Source organism: Aquimarina discodermiae, from assembly GCF_040786235.1.
In the GTDB taxonomy this organism is placed as follows: domain Bacteria; phylum Bacteroidota; class Bacteroidia; order Flavobacteriales; family Flavobacteriaceae; genus Aquimarina.
Map to the genome: position 1 here is coordinate 91,696 of NZ_JBFMKP010000011.1, position 19,259 is coordinate 110,954.

14 protein-coding genes are annotated in these 19,259 nt (G+C 32.8%); 12 read left to right on the top strand and 2 right to left on the bottom strand.

Translation table 11 applies throughout. The features are described from left to right. Nucleotides 1–17: 17 nt before the first annotated feature. Complete coding sequence (locus ABW636_RS08820; protein WP_367589607.1) at nt 18–863, bottom strand: N-acetylmuramidase domain-containing protein; 846 nt, start codon at nt 861–863, stop codon at nt 18–20. Between the two features lie 335 nt (nt 864–1,198). Between ABW636_RS08820 and ABW636_RS08825 the strand changes: the two genes are divergently transcribed. The 9 genes from ABW636_RS08825 (at nt 1,199) to ABW636_RS08865 (ending at nt 14,604) form a co-directional block, all read left to right on the top strand. After that, nucleotides 1,199–1,780 carry a hypothetical protein gene (locus ABW636_RS08825; RefSeq protein WP_367589608.1) on the top strand — a complete coding sequence of 194 codons (582 nt, stop codon included), beginning with the start codon at nt 1,199–1,201 and terminating at the stop codon, nt 1,778–1,780. A 200-nt stretch (nt 1,781–1,980) separates the two neighbouring features. Next, on the top strand, nt 1,981–5,031 hold the full coding sequence (locus tag ABW636_RS08830) for a sensor histidine kinase (protein ID WP_367589609.1): 3,051 nt from the start codon (nt 1,981–1,983) through the stop codon (nt 5,029–5,031). Between the two features lie 8 nt (nt 5,032–5,039). Further along, nucleotides 5,040–5,789, top strand: coding sequence for a LytR/AlgR family response regulator transcription factor (locus ABW636_RS08835; protein ID WP_367589610.1), 750 nt, complete (start codon nt 5,040–5,042; stop codon nt 5,787–5,789). 679 nt (nt 5,790–6,468) lie between these two features. Beyond that, entirely contained in the window at nt 6,469–6,876 is a 408-nt protein-coding gene (locus ABW636_RS08840) for a response regulator (RefSeq protein ID WP_367589611.1), read from the top strand. Between the two features lie 18 nt (nt 6,877–6,894). Next, the gene (locus tag ABW636_RS08845) at nt 6,895–7,440 is read left to right on the top strand and encodes a heme NO-binding domain-containing protein (RefSeq protein WP_367589612.1); all 546 of its coding nucleotides are present in this window, start codon (nt 6,895–6,897) and stop codon (nt 7,438–7,440) included. After that, nucleotides 7,433–9,028, top strand: coding sequence for a PAS domain-containing sensor histidine kinase (locus tag ABW636_RS08850; protein WP_367589613.1), 1,596 nt, complete (start codon nt 7,433–7,435; stop codon nt 9,026–9,028). Before ABW636_RS08845 ends, ABW636_RS08850 begins: the two co-directional genes overlap by 8 nt. Before the next feature lie 2 nt (nt 9,029–9,030). Further along, the gene (locus ABW636_RS08855; RefSeq protein WP_367589614.1) at nt 9,031–9,351 is read left to right on the top strand and encodes an Hpt domain-containing protein; all 321 of its coding nucleotides are present in this window, start codon (nt 9,031–9,033) and stop codon (nt 9,349–9,351) included. Nucleotides 9,352–9,362: 11 nt separating this feature from the next. Continuing rightward, complete coding sequence (locus ABW636_RS08860; RefSeq protein ID WP_367589615.1) at nt 9,363–10,085, top strand: LytR/AlgR family response regulator transcription factor; 723 nt, start codon at nt 9,363–9,365, stop codon at nt 10,083–10,085. A 481-nt stretch (nt 10,086–10,566) separates the two neighbouring features. Next, complete coding sequence (locus ABW636_RS08865) at nt 10,567–14,604, top strand: DUF6923 family protein (RefSeq protein ID WP_367589616.1); 4,038 nt, start codon at nt 10,567–10,569, stop codon at nt 14,602–14,604. Between the two features lie 59 nt (nt 14,605–14,663). Here the strand turns inward: ABW636_RS08865 and ABW636_RS08870 are convergent, their stop codons facing one another. Further along, the gene (locus ABW636_RS08870; RefSeq protein ID WP_367589617.1) at nt 14,664–16,739 is read right to left on the bottom strand and encodes a tetratricopeptide repeat protein; all 2,076 of its coding nucleotides are present in this window, start codon (nt 16,737–16,739) and stop codon (nt 14,664–14,666) included. 449 nt (nt 16,740–17,188) lie between these two features. Between ABW636_RS08870 and ABW636_RS08875 the strand changes: the two genes are divergently transcribed. The 3 genes from ABW636_RS08875 (at nt 17,189) to ABW636_RS08885 (ending at nt 19,250) form a co-directional block, all read left to right on the top strand. Beyond that, entirely contained in the window at nt 17,189–18,433 is a 1,245-nt protein-coding gene (locus tag ABW636_RS08875; protein WP_367589618.1) for an oligosaccharide flippase family protein, read from the top strand. Nucleotides 18,434–18,548: 115 nt separating this feature from the next. Further along, nucleotides 18,549–18,845: an STAS domain-containing protein gene (locus tag ABW636_RS08880; protein WP_367589619.1), complete on the top strand. Its 297-nt coding sequence runs from the start codon at nt 18,549–18,551 to the stop codon at nt 18,843–18,845. A gap of 105 nt (nt 18,846–18,950) precedes the next feature. Continuing rightward, nucleotides 18,951–19,250 carry an STAS domain-containing protein gene (locus tag ABW636_RS08885; protein WP_367589620.1) on the top strand — a complete coding sequence of 100 codons (300 nt, stop codon included), beginning with the start codon at nt 18,951–18,953 and terminating at the stop codon, nt 19,248–19,250. The last annotated feature ends 9 nt before the right edge of the window (nt 19,251–19,259 follow it).

Below are 19,259 nucleotides of genomic sequence, written 5' to 3' on the forward strand. Positions count from 1 at the left end.
TCTGTTTGATTTCTTAATTAATCGTCTATACGATACCTATCATATGCTTTTTTTAACTTAGTATCGTACTTATTCTTTTTATATCCAGGGCCGTTATAACCTTCTGCAAATTTTGCCCATTTTTTTTCTTTGATCCAATCGAGTAGTTTTTTCCCTTTGAAAGAAGTAACTGAAACAAACTTCCCAAAAGCTTTTAGATGCTCTCGTTCATGACTATTCATTTTTGAAACAAAATGATCAATAGAGTCATAGCCTAATGAAGCATAATGATATCCCATTATTTGAAAAGACCCCCATGAAGCAGAGCTATAGGCTGCATCGTGAAAAGCTGGATCTGTAGAAATACCATCGGCTTTTTCAAGACGATCATATTCTCTTGGACCACCCTTATAATGAATTTTAGTCCATTTTTTATATAAAACATCCTTATTATGTTCTGAAACAAACTGCTCTGGTGATACTCCTCTTTTTTTCAGTTGTTTCCAAAACACATGTCCTTCGAACAATATTCTTGGTCGACCGCAAACCAAAAAACCTCGGCCACTACTTTCTATCTCATTTACTGCTTTGACCATAGCTAACTCTAGCCCCAACTCATTAGCAAAATCTTTAACATCCTGTTCTGATAATAATTTATCATTATATATGGTCAGGTCCTTTTTTGCCTCGATAAGTTTTGACCACGTTTTAAGCCCTACAATACCATCAACAACCAAATCATTTTTCTTCTGAAAATCTATTACAGCTCTATGAGTATCTTTTCCAAAAAAATTAGAAACATACACCTGGTATCCTAACTTGGTTAATATTTCTTCAAGATAATGCACATCCCGCCCTCTTGATCGATAACGAATAACTTTCATGATTTAATATTTTCTTTATTACTTTCTAAATTCATATAAGTAATGACCATTATTTTTTACGCTGGTTGCTAGTAAAAAAAATATGTTAATAGCGGCAAAAAATCCTTAAACATCCCCAAAAACAGGTAACACACCTAATAATCAACAAAGTGTAGATCATTATGGTGAAGATACAAAATTAACCTTTCACTAGGGGCAGAAAGTATACCTCGTATACCCAATCAATCAATAAAAACGAATTCTATTTTGATCAACACGAATACTAAAAGCTCCCGTCACAGAAAACTATAAGAACCTACTTTTACATCAAATAGCTAACCTCAAAACAGGCTGTTATGAAAAATATAGTTATCATTATCATTTTATTTCAAAGCTTTCAGAGTATTAATGCTCAACAGATTTTTTCTGAGTCCCAAGAGTATACGTATACCAAAGAAATTATGAATCAGGGAAAAGAACGCCCCTCATATGTTGTTAACCTGATTCGTGCTGAAGAAAAAACCAATGATAAAATCGCAACCTTAACTATTACAGACATCGAACTTTTTGAGGACATCTTCATAACCACCTTAGAGAACCCTGGATTAGAAGGGATCTCTAAGGTGATCAAGATGGAGGTAGAGTACCTTGGCTGCTGTGCTCATGTAGACGCTTATTATTATATGGTAAAAGATGACAATTCTATTACTACGCTTCCAGAAATTAGTAATGTTTATTGCGAAAATTCTGATACAGATTATCAATATATATTTCCAAATCAAGAATACGGTATTGATGACAATATTCTCGAAACACAAACATTTTATCAAACAACTACTACTGCTGTAAAATATGTAAACCTAAAACAAAGTTTTGCATGGAACAATGGCTCTATAGAAGAGTCTAAAAAAACAACTGCCATTACAGCGGGGTATTAATCATAACACTAATTCAACTATACAAATTACACTCAATAACAGACTAACTCTAACTCAATTAATAAACAAAAGGGGGAAGTTTTTGTTTATTATACCGACCTGCTTTAACCGGCAGAGTCGGTTTTTTTACTTTAAAGAGAATATTAACCGACAAAAAAATCAGTTTTGATTATATTTGTCTTTAACCAGATTTTTCTTTTGTGAATCCAAACTATAGAATTTATGTTGCTATATTTTTGTTATTGACATTTGTCGAAACCTTGCTAGCACAAAACAAACAACTAAGAGCATACACTCTGGAGGATGGACTTCCTCAATCTCAAGTATATGACATAATACAGGATAAAATTGGGTATTTATGGTTAGGTACTCAAGGAGGTGGATTGTGCCGGTTTAATGGTGACATGTTTAAAATATGGAATGAAAATGATGGCTTACAATCAAATTACATCCATTCGCTTGCTTTTGTAAATGACAGTCTTTTTATAGGAACCAAAAGTGGACTTAGTATTAAGGTAAAAGAAAAATTCACAAATCTGGATGGACCACGTATCAATAAAATATGTCGTATCGCTGATAAAATATATCTGGCTACCAATATCGGCATCTATAAATATCAAAAGAATAAAGGACTCGTTAAAATTAACCTAAATACAAAAATCAACACAAGTATCATTAATGATATCGTTTTTGATGGCAGATTGTATTGGATTGCAACCAACAGAGGATTGTGGAAATTAAATGATATTTCCCAAGATGCAAGTATTATCACAAGACATAGTCCTTATAACTATTCGGCAGCAGTTTTTTATAATGACAAAGTGTTTGCAGCCGCTTTTAACAGAGGTATATTGGTTTTGACCACAAAGGCCAAAACCTATGGAAATAACTGGGTTCAAAAATCGATTAGAACTACAAACATGTCCATTCATAATGACAATGAGTTATGGGTGGCCACAGATAATGATGGTGTTATCATAATAGATACCGAGAAGGAAACTTTAAAAAAGAGAATCAATAGAAAGAATGGTTTGGCTATTTCTCATATTAGAAAAAGTATCTTAGATCGTCAATCAAACATTTGGATTGCTACTTCTGGAGGCGGTTTTTATAAGTACTTTCAGAACAATTTTATCCATTATGATCAAAATTCGGGTTTAAAAAACAATCGTGTTTATGCGGTACATTCTTCAAACAATGATATCTGGGCCTCCAATTCTGATGCAGGACTTGTTAAAATAGATTCTCTAGGGGTTCATCACATCCCTCAGGAGGAACGTTTATCTGAAGTAAAAATAAAAACCATTACCAGTGATTATTATGGTAATATTTGGGCAGGTACAGATGGTAAAGGAATACTTTTTAAAGAAAGAAGACAAGTAGATAGTATCATAATGGATACCAATTATACCAAGAAAAAGGATATCGAATTAATTCCTATAGATACGATTACAAAAACAGTTTATCAAAATCATATAATCAATAATAATAAAGGACTCCCCTCTGATTGGATACGATCTATAAAAGTGATTGACAATACCATTTGGGTAGCATCTTACTCTGCAGGTATATGTCGATTTACTTACAATTCGAAAAGAAAACGTATTAAATCATTAAAAAAATTCACAATAAAAGATGGCCTTACCGACTTGCAGATCAAAGACATGAAACAAGGCCCTAAAGGTAAGATTTGGTATGTTACCCAGAATGGACATATGGGATATATTCATAAAAACAAGGTAACTCATTTAGGAAATGTATTAAAACAAAAAACAGCGATAAGTACTTTACTCTTTCACAAAAACATTCTATACATAGGTACTGCTGGTCGAGGAGTATGGTGGTCATCTTTGGATAATGATATTTCTTTTAAAAAACTAAAAGGTCGTAAACGCCCGTATTCTGATAATATCTACCAAATGATATTTGATGATAAAGATAATTTATGGATAGGTAGTGAACGAGGAGTAGATAGAATCGAACTAAATCAAACACAAGAAATCGTGGACGTTTTTCATTTTGGTCGAAATGATGGCTTTTTAGGAATTGAAACCTACCTCAACGCAATCACAAAAGATGCCATAGGTAATTTATGGTTTGGAGCTATCTATGGTCTTACTAAATATGAACCTACAGAAACCACAAAAACAACCATAAAACCGAGTTTATATTTTGAAGATATAGAAGTCGCCTACCAAAGTGTCGATTCTATAAATCTAAATGTTGGTAAAAACTACAATGAAGTTTTAAAACTCGAACCTGATCAAACCGAATTATCATTTAGTTACAAAACAATAGATTTAGACCACCCTAATGATGTTGCATATCGTTGGAAGCTGAATAATTCTGAATGGAGTCCATGGTCGTCTGATGACAAACAAAATCTGGCAGGATTAGCCTACGGGAATCATTCTTTTTCTGCCCAATCAAGAAATTATCGGTGGGAAGAAAGTGACCCCATCACTTTTCATTTTTTTATAGATAGTCCTATCTATAAAAAGGCTTGGTTTCAAATTGCTATATTGGTATTAACAGTCCTTATCATTGCAGGATATGGATTATCTTACATTAGAAGAGTAAAGCAAAAAAACAAAGAAGAACGAGAACGTTTACAAATGCAAAACCATTTGCTTTCTTTAGAACAAAAGGCATTACGTCTACAAATGAACCCTCATTTTATTTTTAACGTACTTAATGGCATTAAGGCAATGGGAACTCATAACCCTAATCGTATGAATTCTACCATCAATACATTTGCAACATTATTACGAGAAACCTTATATAACTCTAGAAAAGATACCATTACCCTGGATCAGGAAATACAAACCCTAAAACATTATGTAGAAATAGAACAGTTAATGGCTAGTAAATCTTTTACCTATGCCATTTCTATAGATTCTGATCTGGATCCCGAGGAGATTTTGATTCCACCAATGCTTATTCAGCCATTTGTAGAAAATGCTGTAAGGCATGGTATTTTGAAAGGAAGTCGCCAAGGAGAATTAAAAATACAGTTTCATACTACCGAAGAGTTTTTACATTGTACTATTTTAGACAACGGATTGGGTATTTTTCAATCTCAAAAGAATAAAGCAAAAACTGATCACCAATCTATGGCCCTAACCGTTACCAGAGAACGTCTTGAATCCATTTCTGGAAAAGACTCATTAGATATTAAGGAAATTGTAGATGGAAATTCTATTGCAGGAACAGAAATCGCATTCAAAATACCATTAGAAACCGACTATTAGAAAAAATTATGTTAACAGCAATTATTGTAGAAGACATGCCAGATGCATTGCATCTTCTAAAAAGTACTCTAACGACCAATCATCCAGAAATAAAAGTAGTCGATACTGCCCAAAGTGTTGTCGAAGCAGCAAAAGCATTGCGAACTACGCAGCCCGATATTCTTTTTCTTGATATTATGTTGGGAGACGGTACGGGATTCGACATTCTCGAAATATTTCCTGATTTAAAGTCAAAAATAATTTTTGTAACAGCCAGCGATGAATATGCTATTAGAGCTTTCAAGTTTGCCGCAATAGATTATGTTCTTAAACCTTATTCTAATGAAGAGCTAGCTCAGGCAGTGGCAAAAGCAAAAGAACAAATACAACCCAACAAAGAACGTTTAACAATCTTAAAGGAAACCTTGTCTGCCCCAGAACAAAAGCCCGATAAAATATCATTACATACTTTAGACAAAATCATCATTGTGAATTTGGATGACATTATTCGTTGCGAATCTGATAATAACAATACCGCATTTCATCTTAAAGATGGACAAAAAATTTTTGTAACCAAAACATTAAAGTATTTTGCCGATATGCTTAAAAACTATCAGTTTTTAAGAGTGCATCAAAGTCATTTGGTTAACTTACAATGTATTAGCGCATTTATTAAAACAGATGGAGGCTATTTAATGCTAAAAAATGGGGAAAATATTCCTGTATCGGTGAGAAAAAAGAACGAAGTAATGGAAATTTTAGATAGACTCCACCGATAAAACCGATATAGACTATTTGCTTAAGGTGATTTGAAATAAATCCATTCTCTTGTAATATTGGTTCTTTATATTCTTAAGAAATTACATAAAATAATATTCTAAATAAAAAGAGGCTTCTTAGCACATAAGAAAGCCTCTTTTTTTAGTGTCTCACTAACTAAACACCATCAATACCTTACTATATCATCAAATAAACAAAAGTAGAGATGCAGCCAAATTTTTGATCAATAACAACTAAACCACTTGATGCCCGATTAAATAGTCTAACTACATCTCATTAATTTCATGTAAAGATACAGATGATGCATGCATTTAATTTCTTACAATGTATAAATGGTAGGTCTGATTGTATAAAATGTAAGTTTTACTGTATGAGTAGCTTTTATCCTTACTCAACAAAACAAAATAAATGAGGATAACATCTGTCGTCGCCGCCTATAAATACATTAATATACATATCAATTTTAATTACACAAACGATAAACTCTTGTCGCTTTTTGGCAACTTATTTACTACCTTAAAAACACTCTTTTTTTTAAGGTTCCACTCATCGATATAAAACTACCATTCAACTACACTAAAAGTCATTTTAGACGAAAAACACCTTAATTCGACAATTAAAAGAGGCATCTTTAGCATGATTCAAAAAAATATTTTAACTTAAACTTGAAAAGTAGCTATGACACTAACTTTTTTATTAATCGAAGATGACGAAATTGAAAGATTAAAATTTGAGCGGGTTTTTAAAAAAAATAAATACCCCCATAAATTAATCAAAGCCAAAAATGGCGAAGAAGCGTTACACATTTTAGAATGTAAGGAAGAATGTCCTGATGTAATTTTTTTAGATCTCAATATGCCCAAAATGAATGGACTTGAGTTTTTAAAAATTTTAAAATCAGATCCTAGATTAAAATATACCCCTGCAATTATACTTAGTACTTCAAATAATCATAACGATCTTAAAGAATGTTATGAAACGGGGATTGCTGGGTATATCGTAAAACCGTTAAAGTATGAAGATTATGCACATAAAATTAAATGCTTGATCGATTACTGGAGTGTTAACGAACTAATAAGCAAGTAACCAACTCATTTATTATATATGAAAGGAATTGTATTTACAGAATTTTTGGAACTAGTCGAAGACAAGTTTGGACTCGAAATGGTTGATACCATTATCGAACAATCCAACCTACCCTCTAAAGGTATTTATACTGCTATCGGAACGTATGATTTTTCGGAAATGTTAAGTTTATTAAAACATCTTAGCCAACATAGCGGATTAAGTATTGATGATTTGCTTTTGACTTATGCAGAGCATTTTTTTAGTGTGCTGGCCAACAGTTATCCTGATCTAATCGAAAAATACAAAGATCCTATTGAGCTACTATCTTCTATAGAAAATCATATCCATGTAGAAGTACAAAAAATATATCCGGAAGCCGAGTTACCTACCTTCGAAATCATCGAAAAATCTGACCAAAAACTAGTAATGATTTATAAATCTAGTAGAGCTATGTATAGCTTTGGACTAGGGTTAATGCGTAAAACGTTTGAACATTTTGATACTACAGCCAGTATTTCTTACGAAAAATTAGCCTCAGACGGAACCGAAGTAAAATTTAGCATTGTCAAAACCAATGAATAATGAAAATATTGAAATATTAAAAAGAGCATTACAGAGACAAAAAAATGCCCGAAAACAAGCAGAAAAAATTCTTGAAGAAAAATCAAAAGAATTATATGATATCACTCAAGAACTAAAAACTGCCAATGAAAAGCTTAAGGACTTAGTCGATGTAAAAAAAACAGAGCTTCAAGGAGTTTTTGATAATCTTGTAGATGCCTATGTTTTGATGGATATTGCCGGTAATGTAATAGAAATGAATCATGCAGCTGTAGAATTGTTTGGTTATAACATTTCTGAAGAAAAACTAAATGTCGTAAAACTAATCTATAAAGAGGATTACCAATATGCTATGGTTTCTTTTCAGCAACTAATCACCAAAGGCTCTTTTACAGATTATAAGGCTCGTGTTTATACCAAACATAATGGAATACGTTCGGTTCATATCAATGCGAGTATAATTAAAGATAAAAATGAAAAAATTATTGGGGCTCAAGGTATTGTTAGAGATATCACAGAACAATTAAAACAACAACAAATTTTTGAAGAGCAAAAAGCACAACTTTCTGTAATTGTAGAAAACTCGTCGCTTGGAATCGTGTTAACACAATTCGGAAAAATAATCCAAACCAATAAAGCTTTTCAAAATCTATTAGGGTATAACAAAGAAGAATTACTTAATCTGGAAGTAAAGGACATCTCTTTAAAAGAAGAGTATGCAAAATCAGCAGATTTTTTGGAAAAATTAAATGTAGGACAGGTCAATAAGTTTAGTGTTAATAAAAGATATTTAAAGAAAGATGGCGGCTTTTTTTGGGCCAAAACCAATGTCGCTGCAGTAAGAAACACAGATGGAAACATCAATTATCAAGTGGCATTGATCGAAGATATAACAGAACAATTAGAATCTGAAAAGCAACGAGATATTTTGGTGAAAAATCTCGAAAAAAGTAATAAAGAACTTAATGATTATGCGCATATCGTTTCTCACGATTTAAAATCTCCTTTGCGCAGTATGAATGCTTTGATTACGTGGTTAAAAGAAGATTATGCAGATGTACTTGATGAAAACGCTAATGATTCTTTAAATATGCTACTTAAAAAAGTTGATAAAATGGATCACCTTATCGTAGGGATTCTAAAATATTCTAGCATTGGGCAAACCGAAGAATCAAAAAACACAATAACGCTTCAAGAAGTTGTTACCGACATAATAGATGTAATACACATACCTAATCACATTAAAGTAAACATAACCTCTTCATTACCTACAATCAAAGGTGATAAGTTTAGATTGCAACAATTATTTCAAAATTTAATTAGTAACGCAGTAAAATATAATGATAAGGAAAAAGGGATTGTGAAAATTTCTTGTGAAGATGATCAGCAATTTTGGTTGTTTTCTATAGAGGATAATGGACCCGGAATCCCCAAAAAATACCATGAGAAAATTTTTCAGATTTTTCAGACTTTAGATCAAACCATCGAGTCTACAGGAATAGGATTATCGATTGTAAAAAAGATAGTTGACTTGTATAATGGTAAAATATGGGTTGAGTCTGAAGAGCATATTGGAACAACATTTTATTTTACATTAAAAAAACAATAACCATGTCAGAAACCCCCAATTTAACGTACATAAAAGAGCTAGCCGATGGTTCTCAATCTTTTGAGCAAAAAATTATAGACATTGCAAAACGTGAGTTCTTAGAAGAAAAAAAAGAGTTTTTGCAAAATTATGATAACAAAATTTTTGGCCAAGCAGCAGAGAACGTTCACAAACTAAAACATAAAATAGGAATGTTTGGTATGGAGACAGGCTATCAAACAACCGCAGATTTTGAGCAGGGATTGAAAGAGAATAATCCCTCGTTATATCCAAAATTTATAGTAATTTTAGATACCATCGAATATTTTCTTAAAACCATTTAAAACCAAAATTGATGAATTGTATTATCGTTGATGATGAAGAAACTGCCAGATCTATTATACAACATCTTTGCACTCAAGTAGAGGAACTCAATCTTATTGAAGATTTTTCTAATGCAATACAAGCAATGAAATTCTTAAATAAGGAAGAGGTAGATCTGATTTTTTTAGATATTCATATGCCGGATTTTACAGGCTTTGATTTTATTCAAACATTAAAAAATCCTCCAAAAATTGTACTTACTACGTCTGACAAAAACTTTGCATTAGAAGCTTTTGAGTATGACTGTATTGTAGATTATTTGGTAAAACCTATAACTCTACCACGTTTTCTTAAAGCCATTCAAAAAGCAGAAAGTTTCACCTCTGATTCGGTCGAAAAAGTTGACGCTGAAACTAGTTCTTCTTCAGAAAATACTTCAGAAGAAAATGATCTGTATATTAATATTGATCGAAGATTGATTAAAATAGATGTACCAACTATAAGTGTAATAGAAGCCAAAGGTGATTATATTTTGATTAAAACAGACAAACAAAATTACACAGTACATTCTACACTTAAAAAAATAGAAGAAAAACTTCCTGCCGATATTTTCTTAAAAGTGCACAGGTCTTATATCATTAATTTTAAGAAAATTATCGATATTGAAGATAATAGTGTTCTAATCGAAAAAGATGTAATACCTGTAAGTCGTTCTAATAGACCCGAATTAATGAAACGACTCAATTTACTATAATAAAGATGTATATAATTATTTCTTATAAGCTACTTCGACATAGTTAAGGATCATCTTATATACCCTTATTAACAACTATATAATTCCCTTTTAAAATTACCCCACGAGATACATATTAAAAATCTATAGGTAGGCTCTCTAAAAACAGAAATGTTCTTTAGTCTACTTCTTCATAGTTATTTTGAAATGTCATATAGAAAACGAAGTTACTTTTTTGTTCTATACCCCCTGTCATTGATTTACATAGCCTTTGACACCGAAAATAAAAACAAGAAAATAGAACGAAAAAATAAACGAGTTTGAAGGTACCATTTTATAGTTAACTGGTGTAAACTATCCGACAATTTGTTTTAAGAAACGGTATAAGACCGCTTCTTCTTTCCGTTCGACCACAGTAAACTTCTACTCACCGAATAATCACTTTAGAAACTATTTGTATCGCTTAATTTTAAACCAATAAAACCAAGATACTATAGCCATTATGAAAAAAACTACTACTCTTATAGCTTTACTCCTAACAATATTAGGTTATGCTCAACAATCTTTTGATTGCAATGATGGAAACTTTTACCAGGTGATATCTGGATCACTAAAAATATATAACCCAATAACCGGTTCTTATTCTGAAGCTTTGCATTCTTATTCCTCATACAATGCGGGAGGATACAATGAAATTGACAATTATCTATATGCAATCAAAAATAGTGACAAACACCTTTTGAGAATTGCCAAAGATATGGTCATTGATCTAGGAGCCTTAACCCCTGCGGGGACTACTGCATTTGGAGGAGGATATGCAGCAGATGTAGATGATGAAGGAAACTTATGGGTGTATCAAAACAATACCAAAAACTCTTTTCATAAAATTACTAACCTAAAAGATTACGATGGAACCTCGTCCCCAGTTTTTGAAGTTGTTATGGCAGATAAGGCTTCTCCTAGTAACTGTGCAGACATTGTATACATGAATGGTGCATTTTATGGAGGTAGTAGAGGTCAGTTATACAAGTGGGACTTATCTAGTGGTACTCCTGTATTCTCTAGCAAAACAGTATCAGGATTACCCAAAAGCACGTTTGGAGCTGCTTATGGTGATTCTAGCAATAGGCTATATTTATCAGATAACAACGGAGGTTTATATTTAATCAACGATTATGAGAGTGCCACACCAACCGCAACCTTATTAAATCTAACGGAAACCACAAATTCTAACGATGGGTTTAAATGTGCCAAAGGAATTTCGCCTCTAGATAAAGATAATGATGGAATATTAGATTCTATGGATGCAGATACCGATGGAGATGGTATCTCGAATGTTCTGGAGTGCAACGGGGCTGACCCATACGGAGATGATGACGGAGATGAACTATACAATTACCTTGATGATGACGTAAGTGGTAATGGTGACAATGTGGTACAAGATGCCTTTGACAGAGATGGAGACGGTAACCCTGACTTTTTGGATATCGATGCTGATAATGATGGAATTTACGATATCGTAGAAACCGGACAAAGTAATAAAGACACCAACAATGATGGAATTTGTAATGGATTAGACCTTGTTTATCAAGACAGTGATAATGATGGATTGGCAGATGCTTTTGATCCCGACCAAACAGGTACCAATCTGGTATTATTAGATACCGATGATGATGGCATTTATAACTGCTATGATATTGATTCTGATAATGATGGAATCGTAGATATCATAGAGGGACAAATCAGTACTTCGTTTGTAAGTCTATCAAATGTTGATGAAGATAAAGATGGATTAGATGATGCTTTTGATGCTGATTTTGGAAATACCACTAATGGATACGTTGATACCGACGGTGACGGTTCTTATGATCATCTGGATCTTGATTCTGATAACAACGGTATCTCTGATAGCACAGAAGCTTATGATAGTGATGGAGATGGCACTCCAGAAACAACTGCTTCTGGAATAGATAATGACAACGATGGTCTAGACGATAGTTTTGACCTTAGAAAAAGTAGTTTTGCTCCAGAGAACGGAGGACAAACACCTGATAGTTTTCCGATGCCAGAAATATGTGATCGGTATAATTATCTAGGTAGTTTTTCTTCCGAGGGTAAACCACTCTATCTTGATGGACAAGATGTGGTAACACAAGAAACCCTGGATATGGTAAACAATGCATTACCAGAAGGGTACCCAGTACCTGATTTCAATCCACATTATATATCTTCTGGATATGATACCGATGTGATTACTCAAGAAAATGTAGATATCTGGGTTACGTTTGTGGCAGAGGGAGCAGGATATAAAAATACATTAGGGTTCTATACCTATGACATTAACAATCCGGCACCATCCATGCCTGTACCAGAAGATATTACTATTATCTTTCCTAATGTGTCTGCGGTAAGCAGTGGTGGAGAGTTAGAAGTAGGTGATAAAGTAAAAATAGGTACTTTTCCTCCCAATACAGGAATTGGGTGGGTATTATTAGCAGATGCCTGGTCAAATGGGTGTATCGGGACCGGAAACTGGCAATTACATTCTAACCCCGATTATAACCCAGAAAGTGATGCTTCACTAAGATACCATAACGTATTATTATCTGATCCCGATAATGAACGAATCATACTTGGTTTTGAAGACATTAGAAGAGATTATGCATCTTGCGATCAAGATTTTAACGATGCCTTATTTTATATTACTGCCAGTCCGTACACGGCTATCAAAACCACTAACTTTGTAGATGTTGATACTGCGACAGATGTTACTTCTGCCAATGACGGAGGCCTGGAAAGTAATGGGGATCTTGCCAGTCTTATTGCAAAACGTAATTTTATAAGAACCAAAAGAAACACTGCTTTTAATACTAAAAAATCTCAAAAAAGTTTTAGACCTGGATCAAAGTCCTATCGGTCTGCAAACAACGAAGATCTTAGCATTCATTTTCCCGAAACTGGAATATTCGGAACCGAATCTACCTATGTTTCAAGTCCAGATGATTTATTGGGGATAACTAATGCAAAAGCAGTTTTTTCTGTAGATTATTATGATGGTGATAAAAGAATTGCTGCAGCGTTAGCAACTTCGACAGAAGGATCGATTTATGATCATTCCAAAACCATTTGTGATCGATTAAACGGTTCTAAATTGCTAGATGTACGAACAGTAGACATTAAAAATCATACTATTGTAAGCACAAAAATAGAGAGAGCAACTGGCGAAATCGAATATGCGTTAACTTTTTCTATCAAAAAAGAAGCCTCAGAAAATGAAATATATAGTTTATGGAATATTGAAGATTATCCAGAAGGTGACTATACCAATTTCCAGGTATGGGGAGGGTCTGTTTCTCAAGTCGCTAATATAGCCAATCATATTCTTAGCTCGTTTACCATAAATAAACCTTTAAGAAGTCACAGAATGTCTAAACGAGTGCCTTCTGTATTTGTACAGCATGGTACTTACGCAAATGGTGAGATAACATTAAACATTATTAATAAAACGGGAGCAAAACAAATGACATTTACAGGAAATACCAGAACTACAGAACAATCCAAAGAACAAAAAACAACCAAAACAATTACACTTACTGGTGCATATAAAGAAAAAGTAGTGATCGATACGGGTTATCTATTTGACATAGGGTTTTCTGTGGCAGGAGAAGGGTCTCTACAATTAGACGCTTTGTACTTAGCAGATGGTCCCTGGGGCATTGATTATCTAGAGCAAGGAGTTGTGATAGAAACATTCGAGATCAAAGAACATAGTACTACATTAGAAAGTAAAGAAGCATACCTAATCGAGCGTAATGCAACAGTAAAAGGTGAAGTAAAAGAAACTATCAATCTTTTTAGAAACATATTAGCAGGAGAACTTTCTTTAGATGTATTGGACTATACATCCTTACAACTAGAACTACATACTGATAGAGATATCGAGATCATTTTGGTAACAGAAGGATTGACCGATTGGAATAATCGACTTAGATATACTCTTAAAAATACTGAAAAGAAAAGTCATACAATTTCATTATCAGATTTTAAAAACGGAAGTAACATGCCAGAAACAATAGAAAATTTAAAAAGTATTGTATTTTCTGTACAAGGTGATTATCAAAATTTCGCTCCATTTTTCTTAGAAGTAGCGAATGTAGCTTTTGTAAAAGAGACAAATACTGATGTAGAGACAACAGATTCGACCTTGGTAAATGAAAATGAAGAAATAGCACAAAACGATGAAGAAAATATCGACGAAACGTTAGCGACAGAAGCGATAGAACAAACCAAAACTGTCACTCTTAAAAACTATCCTAATCCATTTACAACACAAACGATACTACAAATACCGGGTGCTCATAAAAATGTAGAAATTACAGTGATCGATATAATAGGTAGAATTGTACGACAAGAACGTATGAATTTATATAATAATACCGTAACGTTTTCTACCAAAAATCTTATTCCGGGAGTATATCAATACATCATTAGAGGAAATATTAATCAAAAATATAAAGGTAAATTTTTAATACAACAATAAAGGCATTAGTTAAGTTCAGGATTTGGGTCGTAACGAGGATAGTGACATAACTATCCTCGTTATTTTTTTAGCTTCATTATTTTTTTATCGAAAACAGGCTTACGTAAGAAATACCATTTCAATCTAAACCCTAATTCGATATACTCAAAACCTGCGGCTGTTGCAGAAGCTATATTACTATACAACCCATAAGCGTTTGCTGCAAATCGATCAGAAAATCGATATCCCAGCTTTCCTGTAGCTCTAAAAGTCGAAGATCTGGGATCTTCTTCTACAAACTGTTGGCCAAAAGCAATATTAGCGCTATAGATCCATTGCTTTTGAGAATCACTGGTTACCTCTGCAAATATTTCTCCCAAATTAAATTTTGAAGGACTAAAATAAAGAGAGGGAACCTGGTTTTTGAAGGTAAGATACTGATAGTTAACTCCTACTTTTAATGATGGTCTTTGCAAAATGTTATAATACAATGACGTAAACAAGAGATTTCTGGTATTTGCATCGGTTTGAGAGGTGTACATATATTGTGTATACCAACCCAGGTTAATATTAGTTGCTATATTATAATTGAGAAAATAGTGATTCATTAAAATTTCTCTATTTATTAAATCAGCATTAAAGTTTTGTAATTCTCTCTTATAACCAACATCCAGATTTTGAAGCCTAAAGGGTATTGTTTTCAGAACTGTTTCTGCAATCAACGTTGTAAAGCTATTGGTAAACCCATTACCATTGGTAACGCCTAATCTGGATTGTAACGAAACCCCAGAAGTAACCTTATACAAAAAACCAAGTGAAAAATCATGAGAAAAAGCTTCGCTACTGGTTATGGTATTTTTGGTTGTCCTATAATCATACTGAACCAAAGGTGTAAATTTTACAGATAAAGGAATCTCTGATCGCAAAGTAGTAGTAATTGCCTCATTATCTCCATTATCAAATGTAAAAGCAGTCTTTATTTCTGCAAAAGGAGTGTGAGACTTTTTTAATGTTTTGATCAACGTTTCGGCATCTTTTTGTTTAGGATAAATGGCCAGCGTCTTAAAAGCATACGTGTAAGCTTGCTTAGCTTGCTCTGTAGCTCTATAGGCATTTGCGATACCCAGATTGCCATCAAAAGAGGTCGTATCCTTTCTTAAAATATCCTGATATGTTGCAATACTTGTTGTAAAACGGCTGGTGTACATTCCGTAGGTAGCCTGTAAAGCCAATACTCTAGTTTTGTTTGAATATTCGGATTGCAATTGCTGTAGTTCTCTTTTAGCGGTGTTAAATTTCCTATTCCATAACAAAGCTTGTAGGTACCGTTCTCGTGTCGATACATAAAGAGAAGTATCGTTTTTATACGTTATTACTTTTTGGTTTGCCGACGCAGCCAGATATAGCGCTTTTTTATTTTTATACTGCTTATGCCTGACCAATGACAATCCCAATAATGCACGAATACTATCTTTTGGTGTTGTTGCAATCTCATTATAAATTGTTGCTGCTTTTTTTAATTCATTAGAAGCAAAAAAAATAGCCGCTTTATTGTTTTGAGTATCTCTATCATTTTTAAAATCTATTAGATTTAAATCTAATAAGTCCAGTGCTCGATCATATTCCCTATTTTTTGCTAATTGATCTGCATATCCAAGACGCATGTATTTTCTAGATAACAATGCGTTTGGATTTTTGTTTTGAATATCTAATGCTTTATTTACCCATTCTAAAGCACTTTTATACTTCTTTAAGTTAGATAAGGTATTGGCATATCCTAACACCGCAGAAAAGCTTGTTGGGTTTTCTTCGATCAGTATTTGATACAAGGCTTGAGCTTCATCATATTGTTGATCCCAAAGTAATGATTCTGCATAATTCAGTTTTACCTCAAAGTCTTTAGGGTATATTCTCTTTAGAGCTGTAAAAACCAAAATTGCTTGTTTAGTATCTCCTAACAATCCCAAAGATCTTCCATAACATAAACGCGCTGTTTTGTTATCTGGGTATTGTTTTAGAATGTTAGTAAAAAAAGATTTTGCTCTGGCATAATCTCCTGTTTCTAAATAGTCAAACCCTTCTTGCATATTTTGAGCAACGTTGACATGAGATACAAACAGACATAACCAGAAAGAAAAAAGTAACTTTGATCGCATGTTTTTGTGTACTAGGTTGGTTAACTATTGTTAAGGTAAGCATATCTTAAAAAAGAGGGATCAAAAATCGAATAAGATTTCTAAAAATCATTAGTGTAGTTATTTTTTTTGGTTATAAACACGATTAAGATTAGAAATTATTTGAGTTACAACCTACTATTTTAAGGTCTCCGTAAAAATATTGAGAGATAACCGTAACCAACTTTACCAAACAGATGCTATTTTTATGCCAAGGTGATCATATAAACTATTACAAAAAATAAACTTGTCTTATGTGTCGGCGTTCATAAATACCCCAGGAAATACATGTAGTGCTATAAAGAAAAGTTTATACATATAAATAACCAACTCAATACTCTATTTACACCGATCTACTACTATACCATTAAACTAATAAACTAACTACCCTTTGGTATAGTAGTTTTTTAAAAAAGAGTGCCTTTTTCAATATGATTATAAATACCGTTTTCAAGAAACTAACTGCAGAGCAAAAGTTCATGATTAGTGTTATTGTAGTTAATGGAGGTAATTATTTATATAATTTAATTTTAGGACGAATTCTTGGGCCAGAACAATTTGCAGATGCGGCCTTGTTAATTACTTTTCTGTTAGTTTTATCATTTGTAGCAATGACTTTTCAGTTGGTTACTGCAAAATTCTCTGTTCTATTAGAACACAATTTATTTAAGAGTTTTATTGCCATTACGTATCGGTATTCTATTAGCATAGGGTTACTATTAGGTTTGTTATTGATTCTATTCTCAAAAAAACTACAACTCCTTTTTAATACACAATCATCAACAATGTTTTTTGTTTTTGGTATTGGTGTACCTATTTATTTTATTATGAGTGTTAATCGGGGAGTATTTCAGGGAAAGAAAAAATTTGATCGCCTTGCCATTACCTATCAGGGAGAAATGCTAAGCAGGCTTATTCTTACCTTGGCGCTTTTATATGCGTTAAGTTTGCCTTCTTCTATTTTGGTAGCTATAGGAATTACCATTTCTTTTTTATTCGGACTTTTGCCTTTTCGCCATAAAGATTTAAAAATTAAAGGGAAGTACACTTTACCTGTTTCAGAATCAAAATACATTCTGAAGTTTTTTTTACTTACTGCCTTTTATGAGCTTACTCAAATCATTATTAACAATAGTGACATCTTAATCGTTAAACATTATTTTGATACCTATGAAGCTGGCTTGTATGCCTCGTTAGCACTCATAGGGCGTGTAGTATATTTTGTTGCATGGATGTTTGTGATGCTTTTATTACCCAAGGTAGTAGAAAAACAAAAAAACAAAGAACCCCATTATCCAATATTGTTTAAGTATGTTGGATATATTACACTACTTTCTATTGGTATAGTAATAGGGTGTTACTTGTTTCCAGAATTGGTCATCCAACTTATGTTTGGTAAAGCGTATATTAGCATTGCTCCTTTATTATGGAAATATGCTGTTGCCACTTCTTTGTTTGCCATCTCCAATATTTTTGCATATTACTTTCTATCCATAGACCAATACATACCTGTCGTCTTATCTGCGTTGCTAGGAATTTCGCAAGTAGTACTCATTATTTTGTTTCACAATACTTTATCAGATGTTGTCATCATGCAAATCATTGCGATGGCCATTCTTTTGGTGTTTCAGATTTGCTATTTTTTCGGGTATCAAAAACTTACCAAAAAAAGCTAAACGAAGTATTCTTTCCATTCGTCGACAGCAATTTACCATCTATCTTATTGGGTCTAATTGAGCAACAAAAATACTCCATCTTTGAATCATTAATAACCTATAAAACAGCTATGTTATGGCGATTCAAATTATAAAAAACCAAGAAATTTTCGAAATCAAAGGAAATATTGTAGCAGAAAATGCTACCTCTTTACAACACCATTTTGAAAAACTATTAACCAAAACAGATAAGATCATCGTATGTATTGATAAAGTAAAAAAGATTGACGCTTCTGGTGTTTTAACATTGACCAAGCTTTTTAAAAACGCGATGAAAAACAATAAGATTTTTTATGTGATTGGTAAAGAAAATAAAAAAATAAACACTGCATTTGGTAAGGTAAGCTACCTACTTAAAAGTGATTTTGTGTAATACCATTTCTAACTTGAATTTACCCAATAAAACGGCATTGTTTTCTTATGAGCAAATTCAAATCAGAACTGGCATAAAAATATCCACCCTCAAAATAAAATAATGATGAAACTACAAATAACAAATACAGCAGGAACATTCGAAGTAATAGGAAATTTTACTTTAGAAAACACAGAACAAGTAGAAAAGCATTTTAATTATTTACTGGATCACTATGAAGAAGTGGTGATGTCTTTAAAAAAAGTAAAACAAATCGATCAAAAAGCAGTAAAAGTATTAAAAAACATTTATGCAAAAGCAAACAGAAGAAGTAAAATACTATTTGTATTGGGTAAGGATAATACTATAATTGCTCAAGCCTTTAGAAAAAACAAGGTGAACCACATTTTTAGAGAAGATTATTAAACCCAAATG

Excerpts from the sequence above, each read along its gene's own strand:
- ABW636_RS08820 (WP_367589607.1), bottom strand. The coding sequence starts at position 863 with ATGAAAGTTATTCGTTATCGATCAAGAGGGCGGGATGTGCATTATCTT.
- ABW636_RS08825 (WP_367589608.1), top strand. The coding sequence starts at position 1,199 with ATGAAAAATATAGTTATCATTATCATTTTATTTCAAAGCTTTCAGAGT.
- ABW636_RS08835 (WP_367589610.1), top strand. The coding sequence starts at position 5,040 with ATGTTAACAGCAATTATTGTAGAAGACATGCCAGATGCATTGCATCTT.
- ABW636_RS08840 (WP_367589611.1), top strand. The coding sequence starts at position 6,469 with ATGACACTAACTTTTTTATTAATCGAAGATGACGAAATTGAAAGATTA.
- ABW636_RS08845 (WP_367589612.1), top strand. The coding sequence starts at position 6,895 with ATGAAAGGAATTGTATTTACAGAATTTTTGGAACTAGTCGAAGACAAG.
- ABW636_RS08850 (WP_367589613.1), top strand. The coding sequence starts at position 7,433 with ATGAATAATGAAAATATTGAAATATTAAAAAGAGCATTACAGAGACAA.
- ABW636_RS08855 (WP_367589614.1), top strand. The coding sequence starts at position 9,031 with ATGTCAGAAACCCCCAATTTAACGTACATAAAAGAGCTAGCCGATGGT.
- ABW636_RS08860 (WP_367589615.1), top strand. The coding sequence starts at position 9,363 with ATGAATTGTATTATCGTTGATGATGAAGAAACTGCCAGATCTATTATA.
- ABW636_RS08865 (WP_367589616.1), top strand. The coding sequence starts at position 10,567 with ATGAAAAAAACTACTACTCTTATAGCTTTACTCCTAACAATATTAGGT.
- ABW636_RS08870 (WP_367589617.1), bottom strand. The coding sequence starts at position 16,739 with ATGCGATCAAAGTTACTTTTTTCTTTCTGGTTATGTCTGTTTGTATCT.
- ABW636_RS08875 (WP_367589618.1), top strand. The coding sequence starts at position 17,189 with ATGATTATAAATACCGTTTTCAAGAAACTAACTGCAGAGCAAAAGTTC.
- ABW636_RS08880 (WP_367589619.1), top strand. The coding sequence starts at position 18,549 with ATGGCGATTCAAATTATAAAAAACCAAGAAATTTTCGAAATCAAAGGA.
- ABW636_RS08885 (WP_367589620.1), top strand. The coding sequence starts at position 18,951 with ATGAAACTACAAATAACAAATACAGCAGGAACATTCGAAGTAATAGGA.